Source organism: Salmonella sp. SAL-020, assembly GCF_017372215.1.
Lineage (GTDB): Bacteria > Pseudomonadota > Gammaproteobacteria > Enterobacterales > Enterobacteriaceae > Salmonella > Salmonella enterica.
The window spans coordinates 75174-92496 of sequence record NZ_CP071690.1; the positions used below are offsets into that span (position 1 = coordinate 75174).

Below are 17323 nucleotides of genomic sequence, written 5' to 3' on the forward strand. Positions count from 1 at the left end.
ACCTTAATTTTGGGGATTCATCATGACTGACATGAACATTGAAAACCGGAAACTCAATCGCCCGGCGTCAGAAAATGATAAGCAGCATAAAAAAGTATTTCCGATCGAAGCGGAAGCTTTTCATAGCCCGGAGGAGACACTGGCGCGGCTGAACAGCCATCGTCAGGGCCTCACGATAGAAGAGGCCAGCGAACGGTTGAAAGTGTATGGGCGCAATGAAGTGGCGCATGAGCAAGTTCCTCCGGCGCTGATTCAGCTTCTGCAGGCATTCAATAACCCGTTTATTTACGTTCTGATGGCATTGGCAGGGGTTAGTTTCATCACGGATTACTGGCTCCCGTTACGCCGTGGCGAAGAGACCGATCTCACTGGCGTGCTGATTATTCTGACGATGGTCAGTTTGAGCGGGTTATTGCGTTTCTGGCAGGAGTTTCGCACTAACAGAGCAGCACAGGCGCTGAAAAAGATGGTTCGCACCACCGCCACGGTGTTGCGTCGTGGGCCGGGCAATATAGGCGCGGTGCAGGAAGAGATTCCCATTGAAGAACTGGTGCCGGGCGATGTGGTTTTTCTGGCCGCAGGCGATCTGGTGCCCGCCGACGTTCGACTGCTGGCGTCGCGCGATCTCTTTATCAGTCAGTCAATTCTTAGTGGTGAATCATTACCCGTAGAAAAATACGATGTTATGGCTGATGTGGCAGGTAAAGACAGCGAGCAATTGCCTGATAAAGATAAAAGCCTGCTAGATTTGGGCAATATCTGTCTGATGGGAACCAATGTAACCAGCGGCAGAGCGCAAGCGGTCGTGGTCGCGACGGGAAGCCGTACCTGGTTCGGCTCGCTGGCGAAATCCATTGTGGGTACGCGTACCCAGACGGCTTTCGATCGCGGAGTCAACAGCGTGAGCTGGCTGTTGATACGCTTTATGCTGATCATGGTGCCGGTTGTCCTGCTGATCAATGGTTTCAGTAAGGGAGACTGGGTAGAGGCTTCGCTGTTCGCGCTGGCGGTTGCGGTGGGGTTGACGCCGGAAATGTTGCCCATGATTGTCAGTTCCAACCTGGCAAAAGGCGCGATCGCGATGTCGCGGCGCAAAGTGATCGTCAAGCGCCTGAACGCTATTCAAAACTTCGGCGCGATGGATGTGCTGTGTACAGATAAAACTGGCACCTTAACCCAGGACAATATTTTTCTGGAGCATCATCTGGATGTGAGCGGTGTAAAAAGCAGCCGGGTATTGATGCTGGCCTGGCTGAATAGTAGCAGCCAGAGCGGCGCCCGGAATGTGATGGATCGCGCCATACTGCGTTTTGGCGAGGGCCGCATCGCGCCATCGACAAAAGCGCGCTTCATTAAACGCGATGAACTGCCATTCGACTTTGTACGTCGCCGGGTATCGGTCCTGGTGGAGGATGCGCAGCATGGAGACAGATGTCTGATCTGTAAAGGCGCTGTTGAAGAGATGATGATGGTAGCCACCCATCTTCGCGAAGGCGATCGTGTGGTGGCGCTGACGGAAACACGCCGCGAGCTACTGCTGGCGAAAACCGAAGATTACAATGCGCAGGGATTCCGTGTATTGCTGATAGCGACACGTAAGCTGGATGGTTCCGGGAACAATCCGACATTAAGTGTGGAGGATGAGAACGAACTTACCATCGAAGGGATGCTCACTTTTCTCGATCCGCCGAAAGAGAGCGCCGGAAAAGCTATTGCCGCGTTGCGGGATAACGGCGTGGCGGTCAAAGTCCTCACCGGCGATAATCCGGTCGTGACGGCGCGTATCTGTCTGGAAGTGGGTATTGATACGCACGATATCCTGACCGGAACCCAGGTTGAGGCGATGTCGGATGCCGAACTGGCGGCTGAGGTGGAGAAACGCGCAGTATTCGCCCGGCTGACGCCGTTACAAAAAACGCGTATTTTGCAAGCGCTACAGAAAAATGGTCATACCGTTGGTTTTCTTGGAGATGGGATCAACGACGCGCCCGCGCTTCGTGATGCGGATGTGGGAATTTCCGTCGATAGCGCCGCCGATATTGCTAAAGAGTCATCAGATATTATTCTGCTGGAAAAAGATCTCATGGTGCTTGAGGAAGGCGTTATCAAAGGGCGGGAAACCTTTGGCAATATCATTAAATACCTGAATATGACCGCCAGCTCTAATTTCGGCAATGTTTTTTCGGTACTGGTAGCCAGCGCGTTTATTCCGTTTCTGCCGATGCTGGCGATTCATCTGTTGATCCAGAATTTGATGTACGATATTTCGCAGTTGTCGTTGCCGTGGGACAAAATGGATAAAGAGTTCCTGCGTAAGCCGCGGAAATGGGACGCGAAAAATATTGGCCGTTTTATGCTATGGATTGGCCCAACGTCTTCTATTTTCGATATCACAACCTTTGCGTTGATGTGGTACGTCTTTGCAGCTAATAACGTAGAGGCGCAGGCGCTCTTTCAGTCCGGCTGGTTTATTGAGGGTCTGCTCTCGCAGACACTGGTCGTGCATATGCTAAGGACGCAGAAAATACCGTTTATCCAAAGTCGGGCGACGTTGCCGGTATTATTGACGACCGGCTTGATTATGGCGATAGGCATTTATATTCCATTCTCACCTCTGGGCGCGATGGTTGGACTGGAGCCGCTGCCACTGAGCTACTTCCCATGGTTGGTGGCGACATTATTGAGCTACTGTCTGGTGGCGCAAGGCATGAAGCGCTTTTATATCAAACGCTTTGGCCAGTGGTTTTAATGATGTTTGAGGATCGCCCAGATGAATCGCTCACCCGATAAAATCATCGCGCTGATATTTTTACTGATTAGCCTGTTGGTGTTGTGTTTAGCCCTCTGGCAAATCGTTTTCTAACGAGGTGACGCCATGCAAAAAAGAGGGTTGGACAAAATTTTTTATCAGGTTGTCCTGATAGCAATCATCCTGATTTTACTGACTATCTGGATACGATAAGTTGCTGTTGGCGAGCCCCGCTTAAAATAAGAATCGATGTAGTTGTTCTTTTTATGGCGGGGCGCTATTTTCATGGTATCCCACATCAGAAGGGCAATATCATGAATAATCGTCGTGGTTTAACCGCCGTCCTGGCGACGTTGATTACGTTTTCCCTGAGCGCTACGCCTGTGCTGGCGAATCCGGGAAATGGCAATGGCGGCGGACATGGTAATAACGCGGCTAATCAGGGTAATAACGGTAACGGACATAAAGGAAATGCCGGGCAAAAAACGGAACACCGTAAAAATGGCGGTAAACCGGATCACGTCGAGTCGGACATTAGCTACGCTGTCGCCAGACAACTGGCAGTGAATTTAGGGCTGACGGGTTATCAGTCTTTACCTCCGGGGATTGCGAAAAATCTGGCGAGAGGAAAACCGCTGCCGCCGGGAATCGCTAAAAAAACGGTGCCGGCGTCTATGCTGGGACAATTACCTTATTATCCGGGCTATGAGTGGAAAATCGTTGGGGATAATCTGGTGCTGATCGCGCTCAGTACCGCGGTGGTCACGGCGATTATTAATGGCGTATTTGATTAAGAGCCTATCCACGTAGTACGTGAGGTTTGACTTGCTACGCTCGCCCTTCGGGCCGCCGCAAGCGGCGTTCAAAACGCTAACGCGTTTTGGCGAGCACTGCCCAGGACCAAAATGGCAAGTAAAATAGCCCCATTAAATGGGGCTATTTAGCCGCTTCAGGGCGTTATTTATGCGCGTTGAGAATCCAGCAGTTCATTATTTTTTACTACTTCCTGCGCTTTGGTATAACTTTCAATCAGTAGCTGATAGGCCGGGAATATTTTGGTATATACATCCGCCCATTCTGCGGCATCTTCCCTATTCCAGGTACGTTGCAGCTCAGAGGCTACCGCCGCGGTATCCATTGGTACTACGCCCGCCTGTACCACGCGGGCCATCGTAATTTCCTGCGCCATTTTACTGTACGTACCGGAGGCATCAATTACCGCAAATACCTTGTACCCTTCCGCGACGGCGCTGATGGCTGGGAAAGCCATGCAGACACTGGTAATAGTACCGGCGACGATCAGCGTTTTACGGCCTGTCGCTTTTACCGCTTGTACAAAATCGGCATTATCCCAGGCATTAATTTCCCCTTTACGCGCGACATATTGCGCGTGGGGTGCATTCGCATGGATTTCCGGAATCAGCGGACCATTTGGTCCCTGTGGTACGGATGCGGTAGTAATGACTGGCATATTGCATAAGGTAGCGATTTTAGCCAGCGCCGCGGCGCGCGCGCGTAATTCCGGCATCGGCATGTCGCCGACGGTCTGAAACAGGCCACTTTGGTGGTCAATCAGCAGCATTACTGCGTCGTTAGCATCAATGGCAGGGCGTTGACCGTTAAAATTCGCGGGTGTAGACATAATTCATTCCTTGTTGTTGCCTTTCACTGATAGTCACTATCAGTGTTAAAGTCATTAATCGCCGGGGCGATTTCCGTTTTTAAGCTGATGACAGTAATCCGTTGCCGATTCTGGATTACCCTGTTGAGTTCTTTCTGAAGGAATATTCATCGGCATCACCTTCAGTCGATTTACTTTCACGCGAATTTGTTATCACAACAATATTCATATTATGAATAAATGTTTCTATTTTACATGTCAGAGAGGATTATTGATTGAAAAAACAAACTATGCCCCTACAAATTGTTTCTGATAGATAGTTTTAAAATTATTTGGTATAAATTTGAAATATGTTGGTTAAGGATTAACTTATTTATATTTAAATAACATAAAGCACAGCTTAAATATTAAGTGGGAAGCGTGCTTTTATTAAGTATGGCTACTGTAACTCTTAATAAATTGGAAACTATCCCTATATAACGAGTGCTGCTTTTTGGGATATTACAAGCCATTATAGGAACACATTGAATAAAACCTTGTCTTTCATGTGGGGTAGATTATCAGGATATTTTTTCTCATGATTTATATATGAGATATTAAAGCGTAGTGGCACAGTAAATTTGGCCACTTGATTAAAGGTGATATTCTCACCTCAATACAAAACAGGAGACTTAACGAACAAGAAAACCAAACGTACTTTCACCCCTGAGTCTGCTATAATGAGAAAAGCGGTGTCTACGCTTACCTGTTAATGTCTTATGCCTCTCGCTCTTCTATATGATCGGTATGTGCAGGGGACAATCCATGTCCTGCTACGCAGCCACAGCATCAGACTATACTCAGTGGTGTCTATTAACCCTCTCCAACTACGTTATGTTTTGGCATGGTAACAATGCGATGTTATGGATAATTAACGATAATATTGAATTTAATCCAGAAATGAATCGCCTGGCGTCATTATCGAGGCCAGATCTCAACATTATTCTGACAACGCCCGCCAGCCGCTGCTTGCGCCTTCTGCTGGAAAACGCCCCCTCCGTCGTCTCACAACAAACATTCTTTCAAAAAGTGTGGGAAGAAGACGGCATGGTGGTGTCGGCAAATACGCTTTATCAGAATATCTCCATTATTCGCCGCGGATTACGTACCGTTGGCGAAAATGAAGATACGCTGATAATCACGGTTCCGCGTAGAGGCTTTCAGATTGAGCCTGGTGTGAGCCTCATGACCATCCGCAAAGACTTCGCTCAGACAATAGAAAAAAAGGGTGAGACGCCGCCGCGTATGTCAGGGCGTTGGTTTAAACATTATGTACCTGTACTTTGGATGACCGGGACATTTGCTGTTGGTATTTTGCTTGGCACTATAAGCTGGCAAACCGTTCCCGATAAGGATTTTTACGATCGCTACACGCTGGTTGAAACAACTCAGGGCTGTCATTTTTTCTCGCGGAATGAAGATATCGAAAGCGGTAGCCGCTTTGCAAGCTATAAGTCAATGATTCTAAAAACCGGTATGGATTGTCAGAAATACCCATGGGTCTATTTCCCTTCCAGCAGTCGCACCCCAGCGGTTACGGCATTGATTTGTCAGCAACCTTATAAAACGCGCGGTGATACAGGCTGCGTGACGCTTTTTTTCCGCGGGGTGACACATGGGTAAAAAGGCACTGATGTTAGCCTGCCTGACGCTACTGTTTCTGGGAGTAGGGCTTGGGCATCTTTTTCATTTGTATACGGAAAAGAACCGGGATCCAGAGAAATGTACGGCGCCTGTGATTGTGTTTTATAACAACACTCAGGCTAACCTGACGCTGGACTTTATGTATTCGCTGAAAAAACGCACTGGGGTGGTTTCCATCAGCGGAACGTATTACGTCGATAATAAAATGAGCGGCGTGATCCGCCGTGATGTTTCCTATGTATGGAGTGAAAATAAAGACAGCACCCATTTTATATCGACGGATATCAACAAAGTCACGCGTGACGAAACACTGTCCGATGCGGTTATCGAGACGGTTTTACCCGATTTTTATGTCTATCCAGGGAAAAGTATCAGTTACACCATCCTGACTCAGGGCCATCGTGGCTTTATGTTCACCATCGGGAAACGCCCGATATTTTTCTGTACACATTAAGCGGTTTTGGGAGCCGTTCATGAAACCTATCAGCTAAATGAAAGCGCTTCCGGGTAAAAGCCGCTGAAGATCAGCGGCTCTGTTGTTACCTGAATCAGAAACTGTATTTCATCCCCAACATTCCTCGGGTATCACTATAACCTGTGTCACCCACCTGTTGCGCCACGTTACCCCATACGTTCAGGCGCGGGGTAACTTGTCCTTCAATACCTACTTTCAGTTCTCCAATATTCTTCGTACCACGCATATCGCTGCTGACATCGTCCATCTTCACGCTGGCAGGCTGCGTATTATGGATCCAGTTCGCTTCCACGAATGGCTGGAACTCTCGAGATTTATTGTCATCAATAGCATTGTGGCCGTTAATATAGGCTTTTACGCCCATGCGGGTTAGCAGATTACCGGCGGTATCATCCTTGACGAGGGTACCATTGGCTTCGCGATTGTCGTCAGCCTGCACGCCCATCCATACCACCTGCGCTTTGGGCTGCAACCAGTAGCTTTGATGCGCGCTTTCACCTAACCTGAAGCTGTAACCGGCTTCAACCGAGGCGGTAATTCCTTTGGATTTATATTTCTCAGCGGCCTGATCCTGACCCATGACCTTGTTATCAAACCAGTTGTACAGCATCCAGGTATCCACATAAGCCCCAGACCGATCGATATTGTTAGCATACCAGGTGCCGTAAAGGCCGACGCTGTAACCGGTGACTTGACCACGGGAATGATAGTCACTCACGGACGACAGCGTGCGGTTCTGGCTGTTGGCATAACCTGCCATTGCACCAATATGCCAACGGTCAAGACCGTCAGTGCTCCACTGTGCCAGATCGCCTCCCAGTTGTAACACATAGCTGTTGATGCGGGTTTTTAGCTGCCCGCTGCCATCGTTGAAGCGAGTATGGGCGCCGACGTTACGCATCCACAGGCTGGTGACCTTCTTCTCACCCGTCAGCATGTCGGTGTACTGGGTTTCACCCAGACGGTCATGGAGACGCGTCATGAACAGCGTATTTGCCGCATAGTTGTTGGCAAGATAGCTGCCCACTTCCGGACGGAACTGATGTTCTGTTATCGGCGGTGTGTCAGATTGCCCTATGTCAGGAATTGTCGGATCAGGGATGACCGGGTCTACTGGCTCAGGGTCTACTGGATCAGGGTCCACCGGATCGGGAATCACAGGGTCAGGGATAACCGGGTCTACTGGATCAGGGTCCACCGGATCGGGAACGACAGGGTCAGGGATAACAGGGTCTACTGGATCAGGAATAATCGGTTCGTCCGGCTCAATGTAGCTGGTCAGATACCAGTTTTTACCTTTCTGCACCACGTTGTAGTCATAGGCTCCGGCAACAATACGGCTTGCTTTTTCGAAAGTACCGTTGGAATTGCCAGCAACGTTAACAATTTCAATACCTTCAATGGTTTGCGCCCCGGCTCCTCCAATATTATTTACTGCAACAAATGTGTTGCCTGAAGTATTGCCGAGAACCTGCAGCCTGTCCGTTTCGGAATCATCATCGTTGAGCACAGTATTAAAGACCAGCTTACCGCCGTTGCCTACATAATCTTCATTGATGGTGAGCGTTTGCCATGGTTCGCCATCTTCATGGCTGAAGTTAATGGTTGCGCCACTATTCAGCGTCAGGTCAGTGAGCGTTGAGCTGCTGGTCATATTCCAGGTCGCATCGCTCATTTGTACAGAGATAACGCCTGTGCCCGCCGTAGCGCTGGTGATGTACGACGCCCCGTCCCATCGCGAGTTGTCCGTCATATTGAGCTTAATCGTACTGTTCTGCTGCGGTAGCGTACCGCTGGCAGCGGTGGCGCCAGCAGCACGAATATCACCGTCGATGACGAAACGACCTCCTGAAGAACCGTCAACAATGCCGCCAGTCTCCGTGCTGATGGCGTAACTTTCGCTACTGTTATCGCCCGCCATAGTAATAGCCGCACCGCCTGCCAGATTAATGGCGCCTCGGGAGAGGGCGTATAAACCGGCAGGGGCTTTACTATAGGATGCAGCCTTACTGGCGCTGTTAACGCTAATAGTGGCATTCTCTCCCAAATTAACGGTAGCGTTAGTTGCATATACCGCGTGTGCGCTGGCACCGTTCACCGTAATAGTAGCGTTGTTGCCAAGCTCGGTTCTGGAGGAGGATGCTGCGTAAATCCCCGTTGAGGATGCGCCGGATGTTTCGATAGTTGCATCGTCACCCAGACGAATCAACGAACCGCTTTGTCCGGTACGCAGCCCCTCTGAACTGTCGCCGGTAGTAACAATATGCGCACGATTGCCGACGACAATCGTATTTTTGGCACGTGACGCATCCCGCATGGCGTTAGCTGTAATGCCACGTCCCTGGCTACCGGTCGTTTTGATATACAGATCGTCGCCGACGTAAATATTGGCCGATCCGGTCCAACCCTGGCCCAGTGAGTTATATCCGGCGTTAATACCGTCACCATCCTGACCATCCACGTAGATGTTGGTACGGTCACCGGTAATAATAAATACCGGGTTATCCGGAGTATTTGCGCCGTGAGTACGGATGCCATCGACGTCTCTACCATTATTCGCGGCATTCGCCGACTGCGTCCGAATGGTCAGGTCGTTGCCAAAAATCACGCCCGGATTTCCCGTCCCGCTGTTCTGAATAACCGTGACAGTGTGTTCAAACGCCTCCGCGCCCGGCCCATTAAGCGTGAGGCCATTGCCATAAACCGGGATGGTGCCGGTGTTCCACTGATAAACGTAGTTGGGCATAGTACCGACTTTGGTGAAACCGGTACTGGCCTGAGCGGGAATAATAGCCTGTAATTCCGGCGGCAACTGGCTGACCAGCCCACTGGATGGCAGACTATCAACGTCAACCCAGGCCGCCTGGGAGGGAAATACCATAGAGGCTAACGCTGCTGATACCGCTATGGCGATGAATGAGTAATTTTGGGGAGTTGGCATTCTGCCTCCTGCATTATGGCGTAAAGCGTCTTCCACATCGCAATAATATGGAAATAATAAAAATGGAAACGGATCTATAAAATATTTGATATTATTTTATGAATGCTATGCCCTAGCTTATTTTCAAGCCGCAGCTTATGCACATAAAGTTTCTTAATATCAATATTGTCAATATTTACAATCTGCTGAATACTTATTCCTGATACAAAGCGCTTCAGTAATATAAATTCCGTATAGTTAAGCGTTCGTCCACGTTTACTGTTGGCAAGCCGACCGGTAAACAAGCGGTGCATCTTTTGCTGTTGCACAATATCATCGTCATCGGAATAAATAATTCCTTGTATTTTATTGCTTTTCAAAATCCAGTAATTGGCCAGCGGAGTTAAACTTCTGTCAGAAATCAGGACAATATGCATGCCACTGTCTGCCAGACTGTCAGCCCATTGCAAATCGGTAAATCGTCGAAGATTCGGGAAAGAAAAATCAACAAAGATAAAACCGCTGGATAAATGGTTGTGTCTATCAAGCAATAACTTTTCAATAAACCCTTTTTTCAGGAAAGCATTACCATCTGGCCAGATGGAAAATGCCGCATTATGACAGTATTGCACCCGTACTGCGCTGTCAGGAAATAATTGACAGGATAAATCGCAACTAATGCAATGGACAATTTGTGAAGGCTTTCTCATCATCCTGAACGACTCCTGTCGATGTTTCTATTAATATTTCATTGGTAAATAAATGTGTCAATCCAGATAATATAAAGTACTACGACTGTCAAAAGTCGCGAAATATTGTCAGTGTCATAAACTCCTGGAAAGCACTAAAATACAGCTTTAAAAAACCATGACAGATCCGACAGTCGTAATACATCATTTCGGATTTGTATTTCACGCATTGAGATTTTTATACAGTATCTCCAATATCATAAAAAATCTTAAAACAGCACTATTTGCTAAATCATGAGAGTGATAAATAACGGTTCTCAATACCATCTGTCTGCTGCCTTTGTCACTATCGGGGTGATGTGATGAAATATAAAAGTAATTCCTGTAAACCTGTAATGAATTCTTATTATTAAAAGCTAATTTAAGATTTTTTCTTTTATTGCATTGTTATTCAATGACTTAATGGTGACATTTGTGCTCTCATCAACTTCTTATATACAAATTTAAGACTATTTTATAGAGACGCATGTAAACTTTAAGAGGGTGTAATGCTAATGCCATGAGAAAATTTTGTAACTTAACGCCGGGAGTCATACCTTGCCAATAAGTTGATCTGACTTAATTCTGATCGTGACAGTCTGAGCAACCGACAGACTTATCGGTCGAAGCAACTTCAGCTTCTGGCTTCTCTTTTCAATCGCTCATCTGATGAAAACTCTTTCCCGGAGCACATTAGTGAGAAACAGGATGTGGTGAAACCCAATGTCCATAGATATAGTCAGTCACTTCACAAATATCCGCCTCCTGGCAGATATCTTTAACCATTCATCCGGCTTCGGCCAACTTAATTACGGCGATGTTCTGATGCTCAGTGAGACGGGATTTACACATAGAGATTCCTTCGTTAGCAGATCGATGACGTGATCTCTAAATGTGAATAGCACGATTATGTGGGATACGTACAAAAAATTAAATGAATCGCCACAGGTTTAACAGACACCGCAGAGTCATTTAAGATAGCTTAAAGAGAGGAGCCCATGAGCGGTAAACGTTATCCCGAAGAGTTTATAATTAAAGCGGTAAAACAGGTTATTGAGCGCGGCCATTCTGTTTCCAGCGTCGCAACACGTCTTGATATTACTACCCACAGTCTTTACGCCTGGATAAAACCGCCATATTCACGACGGTATCATGCAATCACAGGAGTCTAATTTGATATCTTGGTCTGTTGAATTTATTGATTTTTATCTTGTTGGATTTTTACTGGTGCCCACTATTGTGCCCCCAAATGATTTTGCTTGTGGGGTTCGGGGCATTCTGAGCTACTTTTTAGGTTCTGTTTTCCATTGTAGCAAACCGGCGATATCCTTCTCACCTTCGGCTTCTTTTAAGCGCCGTTGTTGTTCAGCAAACTGACTATATTCCGCCTGCGCTTTTTCATCGGCCATTTTCTTAGTGACTTTACCTGCGCCTTGTAAAACCTCACGGTCGTTAAATTGCAGGAACTGATCCAGCTTATCCTGCCAGTCGCGTAAAAAGATCTGCTGACGACGACGGGCCTGATCCTCGGCAAAATCCAGCCACATGTTAACTACGCGGTTAAGCTCGCTGACTTCATCCTGAGTGAGATAATTTTTTGCCACCGTCACGTCACCCTTACGTACCTCTTCACCTTTATAGCTGGTCAGCCCCATATGCGGCTGGCTGGCGTCAGCACGCTGATGAATGAGTTCAGCAGCGGTATGTCCGGTACAGGCAAAATGCAACTTGTTCTGGATGGTTTGAAAAAATTGCGTGGTTTCTTTGAGCGATGGTTGATAGTCGGCGGCTAACGCAAAGATCTCTCGTACCCGCAAATAAACCCGACGTTCGCTGGCGCGAATATCGCGGATACGCTCCAGCATCTCATCAAAATAGTCGGGTACAGCCGATGAACCCACGGGCGGATTTTTCAGGCGCTCATCGTCCATCACAAAACCTTTGATCAGGTATTTCTGGAGCGTCTGGGTTGCCCACTGGCGGAACTGTGTGCCGCGCGGGGAACGAACGCGGTAGCCGACAGCAAGGATGACAGGCAGGCTGTAGTGAAGCCTGTTGCGGCTTACCTGACGGCTACCTTCCTGTTGAACTTGTAAGTAAGACTTACAGGTTGCGTTTTGCTCAAGTTCGCCTTCTTCATAGATCGCTTTAATGTGCTGTGTAACTGCCTGGGGAGTGATCTGATAAAGGTTGGCGATGGTTGCCTGAGGGAGCCATAGCGTCTCTTGCTCAAAGCGGCACTCCACACGAACTTCACCGTCATCGCTGGCAAACATAACAAATTCGCCTGCCGGGGATTGGGTTAAGTATTTGTCTGCCATGCCGCCTCCGCTTATATCTGACTCGCAATGCCGTAATCTGCCTAGTATGCCAGAAATTCCTGGTGAAGCTTATTACGCAGATAGCGTTTATTTTGCGGGCAGCGCCCCCGGATAATGCTTCGCCACGATATCATTCATATTCTCCACCAGATCCAGACGCTTAAATGTGATATGTCCGCTGCCCTTCTAAAAGTAGCGGATGGTGAACATATCGTCTTCAAAGACCTGCTCACGCGGATTATCGCGCACGAAGTCCATAAACCGGATAGAGACATCATGCCGGTTGTCAGGAATGGTTTTACTATCCAGCAGGTAGAGCATTCGTTCCAGATCGGCGAGCTGGTCGCGTCGCCAGCCCCAGTTCAGGCTGTAGCCCCATCGGTCATGCTTCACCAGATTGTTGACGATAATCTTCTTGCCGAAATAACAAGGATTATTGGTTTTGTACTCCTGGCTTAACCCCTTAAATACATTGATAATCCCACGTTCGAAAACATCCTGTTCCTTAACCGGAGGTTGGGGATCGACGCCCATCACGCTGTGCAGTACATCATTACTTGGCTCGCCGTAGGTCGCCCCGGTGGTATTGACGCCAGACCATTACCTTTCTCGTCCTGTTCAAGTAGGCGAACAGACTCACGTTTTACCGTGCTGATAACCTGCGGGCTATGGGTAGTGACAATAAACTGGATTAGTGGAAATGCGCTGCGCAAAGACTGGATAATTTGCTGCTGCCAGGCTGGGTGCAGGAACATATCGACTTCATCGATCAGCACAATCCCCTGTGTTTTTAAGGCGGCTTCATCGCGTAAATGGGGGTTGAGTTTGACACAGCGAAACGCGATATCCGCTACCATCGCAACCGCATTACGCAGGCCGTCGCTGAGCTGGGCTAAGGGGATCTTGCCGTGCTGCGGATGATTCATTACCAGTTGCTGGTTATGGCTGGAGCTGTATTCCAGATCGCGCCAGCCAGTTACGTCTTTTGTCAGACAGTTAATGGTTTGCTGGATAGCCTGAATAGCTTCTTTCATCCGCGAATACGAACATCTTCTTTTAACTTTGTTGAAGGTGATTCAAGTTGTGTGATTTGATGTTCACGGTAGCTATGCCATAGCCAGCTATACCACTGCTCAAACTGTTTATAGTTTGATGTGGCCGAGAGGCAATCGTCATAACCAGACAAACGTGAAAAGGCGCTGTTATCCAGACGCTGTTCAGTAGGCTGTGCCTCATAACGTTCCTGATACCACAAGCGAGCAGTCCCCAGATAAAGCATTAGGAGAAGTTCAACCTGCAGCAAATTATGCTCTTCACGCACCAGCGTCTGAAGTTGTTCACCCCAACGGGTAAGCTGCGCCGCCGTCTTATCTTCATGCGGCGGCTGTTCTCCTCGCTTGTCGAGCATCCAGGTTGCCGTCTTTCCGCTTTCCCATTCTCCGGTAGCTGTAATCATGACCGGAGATGACATTTCCATGTTCAGCGCTTCAGGGCGGAAAACCAGACGTACATCTTCTGTACGGATCACCAGCGATTTATCTTTTACATAGAGGCCGGCAAGCCACGAATAAAGGGGAACAGCGCCAGGCGTACCGCATCCAGTACTGTCGTCTTGCCCGCGCCGTTTGGTGCAACCAGAATCGTAATGTGTTCATCAAAAGTAATATCGAGCTGCCTGAAACAACGAAAGTGAAGCAGTGAAAGTTTGTCGATTCTCATTACACTAGCCTCACCTGTTTTTATGTTTTAGTATAATAACATCTCTTGCCTGCAATCTTGCCCGCTTTAAGCGGGTAAAGGTTACGCCTTTTATCACGTTTTAACTATTTATCCTGTTGATTAACATGGTTTTTATAAGAAATTAATAAAATCCTTTCCTGTCGTGTCCGTAGAATATCGACAGCCTGGAGACAAGGTGACTGTTGCTGGTAACCATATTCTTTGCGATCGATACCAACTCGTTCATGTTTTTTCTTCAGAAAGTTACGGCATCGACAAACGTAGCGCCTGCGTTGATAAACGTAAGGCTATAGTGCCTTCAAGTAGATGAGTAAGCTGCGACGTTACTGCTCGTATGAACACCATCCACCCTTATGATGTGAGCCTGTATCCCCATGTGGATGTTGACCCTTTGGGCAGGCAAGCGCACTGGATGATGCCGTGACGGTAATAAAAGCGATAATCATAGCTGTAAATAATCTCTTCATATATAACTCACATTAATAAATTAGAACATATTACTAACTACTACAGAATACGCATACTTGATACGGACTTAGGGGATAATATAACGCGTACTTTAGTTTAAATTCTATCCTTCATGTGGCATAGGTTATCAGGATAGGTTTTCGTTATGAATTTTATCCGGGATATTGAAGCAACATATTGGGGGGGATATGAGTTATAAATATGTTGGTAAGCATGGCTGTGATGTTGCATTGCGGATGGGCTATAAAGAATGCCCCGATGAAAATGCTTATGGTGATGCCTATTATATTAAAGATGGGTTAAAATGGATATTTAATATAACAGGCTTAAAAAAACGGCTTGGCGTATACAGCGACGACGATCTCCGTAAACAGAACTATGATGTAGATACCTATTATCGAGTTGAAAACCAACCGGAAGAAAGTGCAGATGATGAAATGCAATCGCTGTATCATAATTTAGCGGTAGAAGAAGGAGAACCCGTGTATCTGGAGGGAGGCATGTATCTTTATCCGGATGGCTCTATACGTTGATCTCATAATTTTGGCCTGGTAAGCGTATCTCTTTTGAGAAAGGATGAGCCTGTAAGTATAACCCACAAATTCGTTTGGTGATTAGTTAAGTCCCGCCCGCGTTAGTCCTGGCGTACTTTTATCCCTTCTTTGCAGACGATATCCCACAATAAATGGACGTTCGGTTTTAGCAATCGGTAAATGGTGATTAATAAAATAATATTCCACTTTCTCTCTCCACCTTTCCTTTCGTATTATATGCAAGAACTGGTCTTAATAATAAGCAAATACTTTGTCCCGAAATAGAGGACGAATGGTGGGCATGAGAGAAGGATGTTGGCGGAAGATCACAGGAGTCGAACCTGCCCGGGACCGCTGGCGGCCCCAACTGGATTTGAAGTCCAGCCGCCTCACCGGAGACGACGATCTTCCGCGCCTCGATTGCTACATGGAGGCGCGCGCATTATAGCTACTTCCTGGCGTTTCCACATCCCCTCCCGTGCTTTTTTAACTTCCCTTTCCTTCTGCCATGACCGGTTTCATATAAACCCCCATAAAATCCATTAGTTACATTTCATCACACTTTTTGACGCTACCCTGATCACAGAAAACAAGAATCGTAATTTGATAACTAAATAACGGAATATTCACGCTCGCAGGGAAGGTTTACAAAAACTGTAACCGGTATCAGTGAGCGTTGTGAGCGTTAAGGATGCGTAATGAAAAGTGAGATTCTCTCCGTTAAGGAGAAGATTGGCTATGGTATGGGCGATGCCGCGAGCCACATCATCTTTGATAACGTCATGTTATATATGATGTTCTTCTATACCGATATTTTCGGTATTCCCGCTGGTTTTGTCGGCACCATGTTTTTACTGGCGCGTGCGCTTGATGCCATCTCCGACCCTTGCATGGGCCTGCTGGCCGACCGCACCCGCTCTCGCTGGGGCAAATTCCGACCCTGGGTGCTGTTTGGCGCGTTGCCGTTTGGTATCGTTTGTGTGCTGGCTTATAGCACGCCGGATCTCAGTCTGAACGGCAAAATGATTTATGCCGCCATCACCTACACGTTGCTCACCCTTCTGTACACTGTGGTCAACATCCCTTACTGCGCGTTGGGGGGTGTAATAACCAATGACCCAACGCAGCGTATCTCCCTGCAATCCTGGCGCTTTGTGCTGGCAACGGCGGGCGGAATGCTCTCTACCGTACTGATGATGCCTCTGGTGAAACTGATTGGCGGCGAGAATAAGGCGCTGGGCTTCCAGGGGGGTATCGCGGCGCTCTCGGTGGTGGCGTTCCTGATGCTGGCGTTCTGTTTCTTTACCACCAAAGAGCGCGTTGAAGCGCCTGCCACCCATACCTCCATGCGTGAAGACCTGCGTGATATCTGGCACAACGACCAGTGGCGCATAGTCGGCCTGCTCACCATCCTGAATATTCTGGCGGTATGCGTGCGCGGCGGGGCGATGATGTATTACGTCACCTGGATATTGGGCAAACCGGGCGTGTTTGTCGCCTTCCTCACCACCTATTGCGTCGGCAACCTGATTGGCTCGGCGCTGGCAAAACCGTTGACCGACTGGAAATGCAAAGTGAGCGTTTTCTGGTGGACCAACGCTTTACTCGCAGTAATCAGCGTGGCGATGTTCTTCGTACCGATGCACGCCACGATCGCTATGTTCGTCTTTATCTTCGTGATTGGCGTATTGCACCAGTTAGTCACGCCTATCCAGTGGGTGATGATGTCTGACACCGTCGACTACGGCGAATGGTGTAACGGCAAACGCCTGACGGGGATCAGTTTTGCCGGCACGTTGTTCGTGCTGAAACTGGGTCTTGCCCTCGGCGGGGCGCTGATTGGCTGGATGCTGGCAGGCGGCGGTTACGACGCGGCGGCGAAAACGCAAAACAGCGCCACGATCAGCATCATCATCGCTCTGTTCACTATCGTTCCGGCCATCTGTTATCTGCTGAGCGCCGCGATCGCTAAACGCTATTACACCCTGAAAAGCCCGTTCCTGAAAACCATTCTGGAACAACTGGCGCAGGGCGCACACCGCAACGAACAAGAATTTACCCATAAAAAATTGCAAAACTAAAGGA

13 protein-coding genes, 1 tRNA gene and 3 pseudogenes are annotated in these 17323 nt (G+C 48.1%); 9 read left to right on the forward strand and 8 right to left on the reverse strand.

Features of this window, described 5'->3' with window-relative positions:
* Nucleotides 1–22 precede the first annotated feature (22 nt).
* The 4 genes from mgtA (at nucleotide 23) to cigR (ending at nucleotide 3543) form a co-directional block, all read left to right on the forward strand.
* Nucleotides 23–2749 (forward strand): magnesium-translocating P-type ATPase, encoded by a 2727-nt coding sequence (gene mgtA, locus J1G48_RS00360; protein WP_000131287.1) that lies wholly within the window; start codon nucleotides 23–25, stop codon nucleotides 2747–2749.
* Between the two features lie 21 nt (nucleotides 2750–2770).
* Nucleotides 2771–2863, forward strand: a complete 93-nt coding sequence (mgtR, locus tag J1G48_RS00365; RefSeq protein WP_001082117.1) for a protein MgtR — start codon at nucleotides 2771–2773, stop codon at nucleotides 2861–2863.
* A gap of 12 nt (nucleotides 2864–2875) precedes the next feature.
* Nucleotides 2876–2962 (forward strand): magnesium transporter protection protein MgtU, encoded by an 87-nt coding sequence (gene mgtU, locus J1G48_RS23510; protein ID WP_252515021.1) that lies wholly within the window; start codon nucleotides 2876–2878, stop codon nucleotides 2960–2962.
* Between the two features lie 101 nt (nucleotides 2963–3063).
* Nucleotides 3064–3543, forward strand: coding sequence for an anti-virulence regulatory inner membrane protein CigR (cigR, locus tag J1G48_RS00370; RefSeq protein ID WP_001065324.1), 480 nt, complete (start codon nucleotides 3064–3066; stop codon nucleotides 3541–3543).
* A gap of 167 nt (nucleotides 3544–3710) precedes the next feature.
* Here cigR and J1G48_RS00375 read toward each other — a convergent pair whose 3' ends face one another.
* Complete coding sequence (locus J1G48_RS00375; RefSeq protein ID WP_000106464.1) at nucleotides 3711–4391, reverse strand: isochorismatase family protein; 681 nt, start codon at nucleotides 4389–4391, stop codon at nucleotides 3711–3713.
* Nucleotides 4392–5174: 783 nt separating this feature from the next.
* On the opposite strand from J1G48_RS00375, the gene J1G48_RS00385 reads away from it, so the two are divergent.
* Both J1G48_RS00385 and J1G48_RS00390 read left to right on the forward strand, forming a co-directional pair.
* Nucleotides 5175–6032, forward strand: a complete 858-nt coding sequence (locus tag J1G48_RS00385) for a transcriptional regulator (protein ID WP_001278065.1) — start codon at nucleotides 5175–5177, stop codon at nucleotides 6030–6032.
* 10 nt (nucleotides 6033–6042) lie between these two features.
* Nucleotides 6043–6507, forward strand: coding sequence for a hypothetical protein (locus J1G48_RS00390; protein WP_001521985.1), 465 nt, complete (start codon nucleotides 6043–6045; stop codon nucleotides 6505–6507).
* A gap of 94 nt (nucleotides 6508–6601) precedes the next feature.
* Here the strand turns inward: J1G48_RS00390 and misL are convergent, their stop codons facing one another.
* Entirely contained in the window at nucleotides 6602–9469 is a 2868-nt protein-coding gene (misL, locus tag J1G48_RS00395) for an intestinal colonization autotransporter adhesin MisL (RefSeq protein ID WP_001143034.1), read from the reverse strand.
* Nucleotides 9470–9543: 74 nt separating this feature from the next.
* The gene (locus J1G48_RS00400; RefSeq protein WP_000984806.1) at nucleotides 9544–10161 is read right to left on the reverse strand and encodes a helix-turn-helix transcriptional regulator; all 618 of its coding nucleotides are present in this window, start codon (nucleotides 10159–10161) and stop codon (nucleotides 9544–9546) included.
* A gap of 1013 nt (nucleotides 10162–11174) precedes the next feature.
* Between J1G48_RS00400 and J1G48_RS00405 the strand changes: the two are divergent.
* Nucleotides 11175–11306 (forward strand): annotated as a pseudogene (locus tag J1G48_RS00405) (transposase); the annotation flags it as partial.
* Between the two features lie 153 nt (nucleotides 11307–11459).
* On the opposite strand, the gene J1G48_RS00410 reads toward J1G48_RS00405, so the two are convergent.
* The 4 genes and pseudogenes from J1G48_RS00410 to J1G48_RS00425 all read right to left on the reverse strand — a co-directional run bounded on the left by J1G48_RS00410 (nucleotide 11460) and on the right by J1G48_RS00425 (nucleotide 14476).
* Nucleotides 11460–12497 (reverse strand): virulence RhuM family protein, encoded by a 1038-nt coding sequence (locus tag J1G48_RS00410; protein WP_000774140.1) that lies wholly within the window; start codon nucleotides 12495–12497, stop codon nucleotides 11460–11462.
* An 87-nt stretch (nucleotides 12498–12584) separates the two neighbouring features.
* A pseudogene (locus J1G48_RS00415) lies at nucleotides 12585–13001 on the reverse strand (DUF4942 domain-containing protein); the annotation flags it as partial.
* A gap of 29 nt (nucleotides 13002–13030) precedes the next feature.
* A pseudogene (locus J1G48_RS00420) lies at nucleotides 13031–14216 on the reverse strand (AAA family ATPase).
* A gap of 104 nt (nucleotides 14217–14320) precedes the next feature.
* Nucleotides 14321–14476: a TA system toxin CbtA family protein gene (locus tag J1G48_RS00425; protein WP_077904897.1), complete on the reverse strand. Its 156-nt coding sequence runs from the start codon at nucleotides 14474–14476 to the stop codon at nucleotides 14321–14323.
* 417 nt (nucleotides 14477–14893) lie between these two features.
* Between J1G48_RS00425 and J1G48_RS00430 the strand changes: the two genes are divergently transcribed.
* The gene (locus J1G48_RS00430; RefSeq protein WP_000120776.1) at nucleotides 14894–15238 is read left to right on the forward strand and encodes a hypothetical protein; all 345 of its coding nucleotides are present in this window, start codon (nucleotides 14894–14896) and stop codon (nucleotides 15236–15238) included.
* Nucleotides 15239–15554: 316 nt separating this feature from the next.
* Here the strand turns inward: J1G48_RS00430 and J1G48_RS00435 are convergent.
* Nucleotides 15555–15649: transfer RNA gene (locus J1G48_RS00435), tRNA-Sec, on the reverse strand.
* Nucleotides 15650–15936: 287 nt separating this feature from the next.
* On the opposite strand from J1G48_RS00435, the gene J1G48_RS00440 reads away from it, so the two are divergent.
* The gene (locus tag J1G48_RS00440) at nucleotides 15937–17319 is read left to right on the forward strand and encodes a glycoside-pentoside-hexuronide family transporter (protein WP_000834260.1); all 1383 of its coding nucleotides are present in this window, start codon (nucleotides 15937–15939) and stop codon (nucleotides 17317–17319) included.
* Nucleotides 17320–17323: the final 4 nt, after the last annotated feature.

What these genes read in the sequence shown, in the direction of transcription:
- mgtA (WP_000131287.1), top strand. Translation starts at nt 23, where the DNA reads ATGACTGACATGAACATTGAAAACCGGAAACTCAATCGCCCGGCGTCA.
- mgtR (WP_001082117.1), top strand. Translation starts at nt 2,771, where the DNA reads ATGAATCGCTCACCCGATAAAATCATCGCGCTGATATTTTTACTGATT.
- mgtU (WP_252515021.1), top strand. Translation starts at nt 2,876, where the DNA reads ATGCAAAAAAGAGGGTTGGACAAAATTTTTTATCAGGTTGTCCTGATA.
- cigR (WP_001065324.1), top strand. Translation starts at nt 3,064, where the DNA reads ATGAATAATCGTCGTGGTTTAACCGCCGTCCTGGCGACGTTGATTACG.
- J1G48_RS00375 (WP_000106464.1), bottom strand. Translation starts at nt 4,391, where the DNA reads ATGTCTACACCCGCGAATTTTAACGGTCAACGCCCTGCCATTGATGCT.
- J1G48_RS00385 (WP_001278065.1), top strand. Translation starts at nt 5,175, where the DNA reads ATGTCCTGCTACGCAGCCACAGCATCAGACTATACTCAGTGGTGTCTA.
- J1G48_RS00390 (WP_001521985.1), top strand. Translation starts at nt 6,043, where the DNA reads ATGTTAGCCTGCCTGACGCTACTGTTTCTGGGAGTAGGGCTTGGGCAT.
- misL (WP_001143034.1), bottom strand. Translation starts at nt 9,469, where the DNA reads ATGCCAACTCCCCAAAATTACTCATTCATCGCCATAGCGGTATCAGCA.
- J1G48_RS00400 (WP_000984806.1), bottom strand. Translation starts at nt 10,161, where the DNA reads ATGATGAGAAAGCCTTCACAAATTGTCCATTGCATTAGTTGCGATTTA.
- J1G48_RS00410 (WP_000774140.1), bottom strand. Translation starts at nt 12,497, where the DNA reads ATGGCAGACAAATACTTAACCCAATCCCCGGCAGGCGAATTTGTTATG.
- J1G48_RS00430 (WP_000120776.1), top strand. Translation starts at nt 14,894, where the DNA reads ATGAGTTATAAATATGTTGGTAAGCATGGCTGTGATGTTGCATTGCGG.
- J1G48_RS00440 (WP_000834260.1), top strand. Translation starts at nt 15,937, where the DNA reads ATGAAAAGTGAGATTCTCTCCGTTAAGGAGAAGATTGGCTATGGTATG.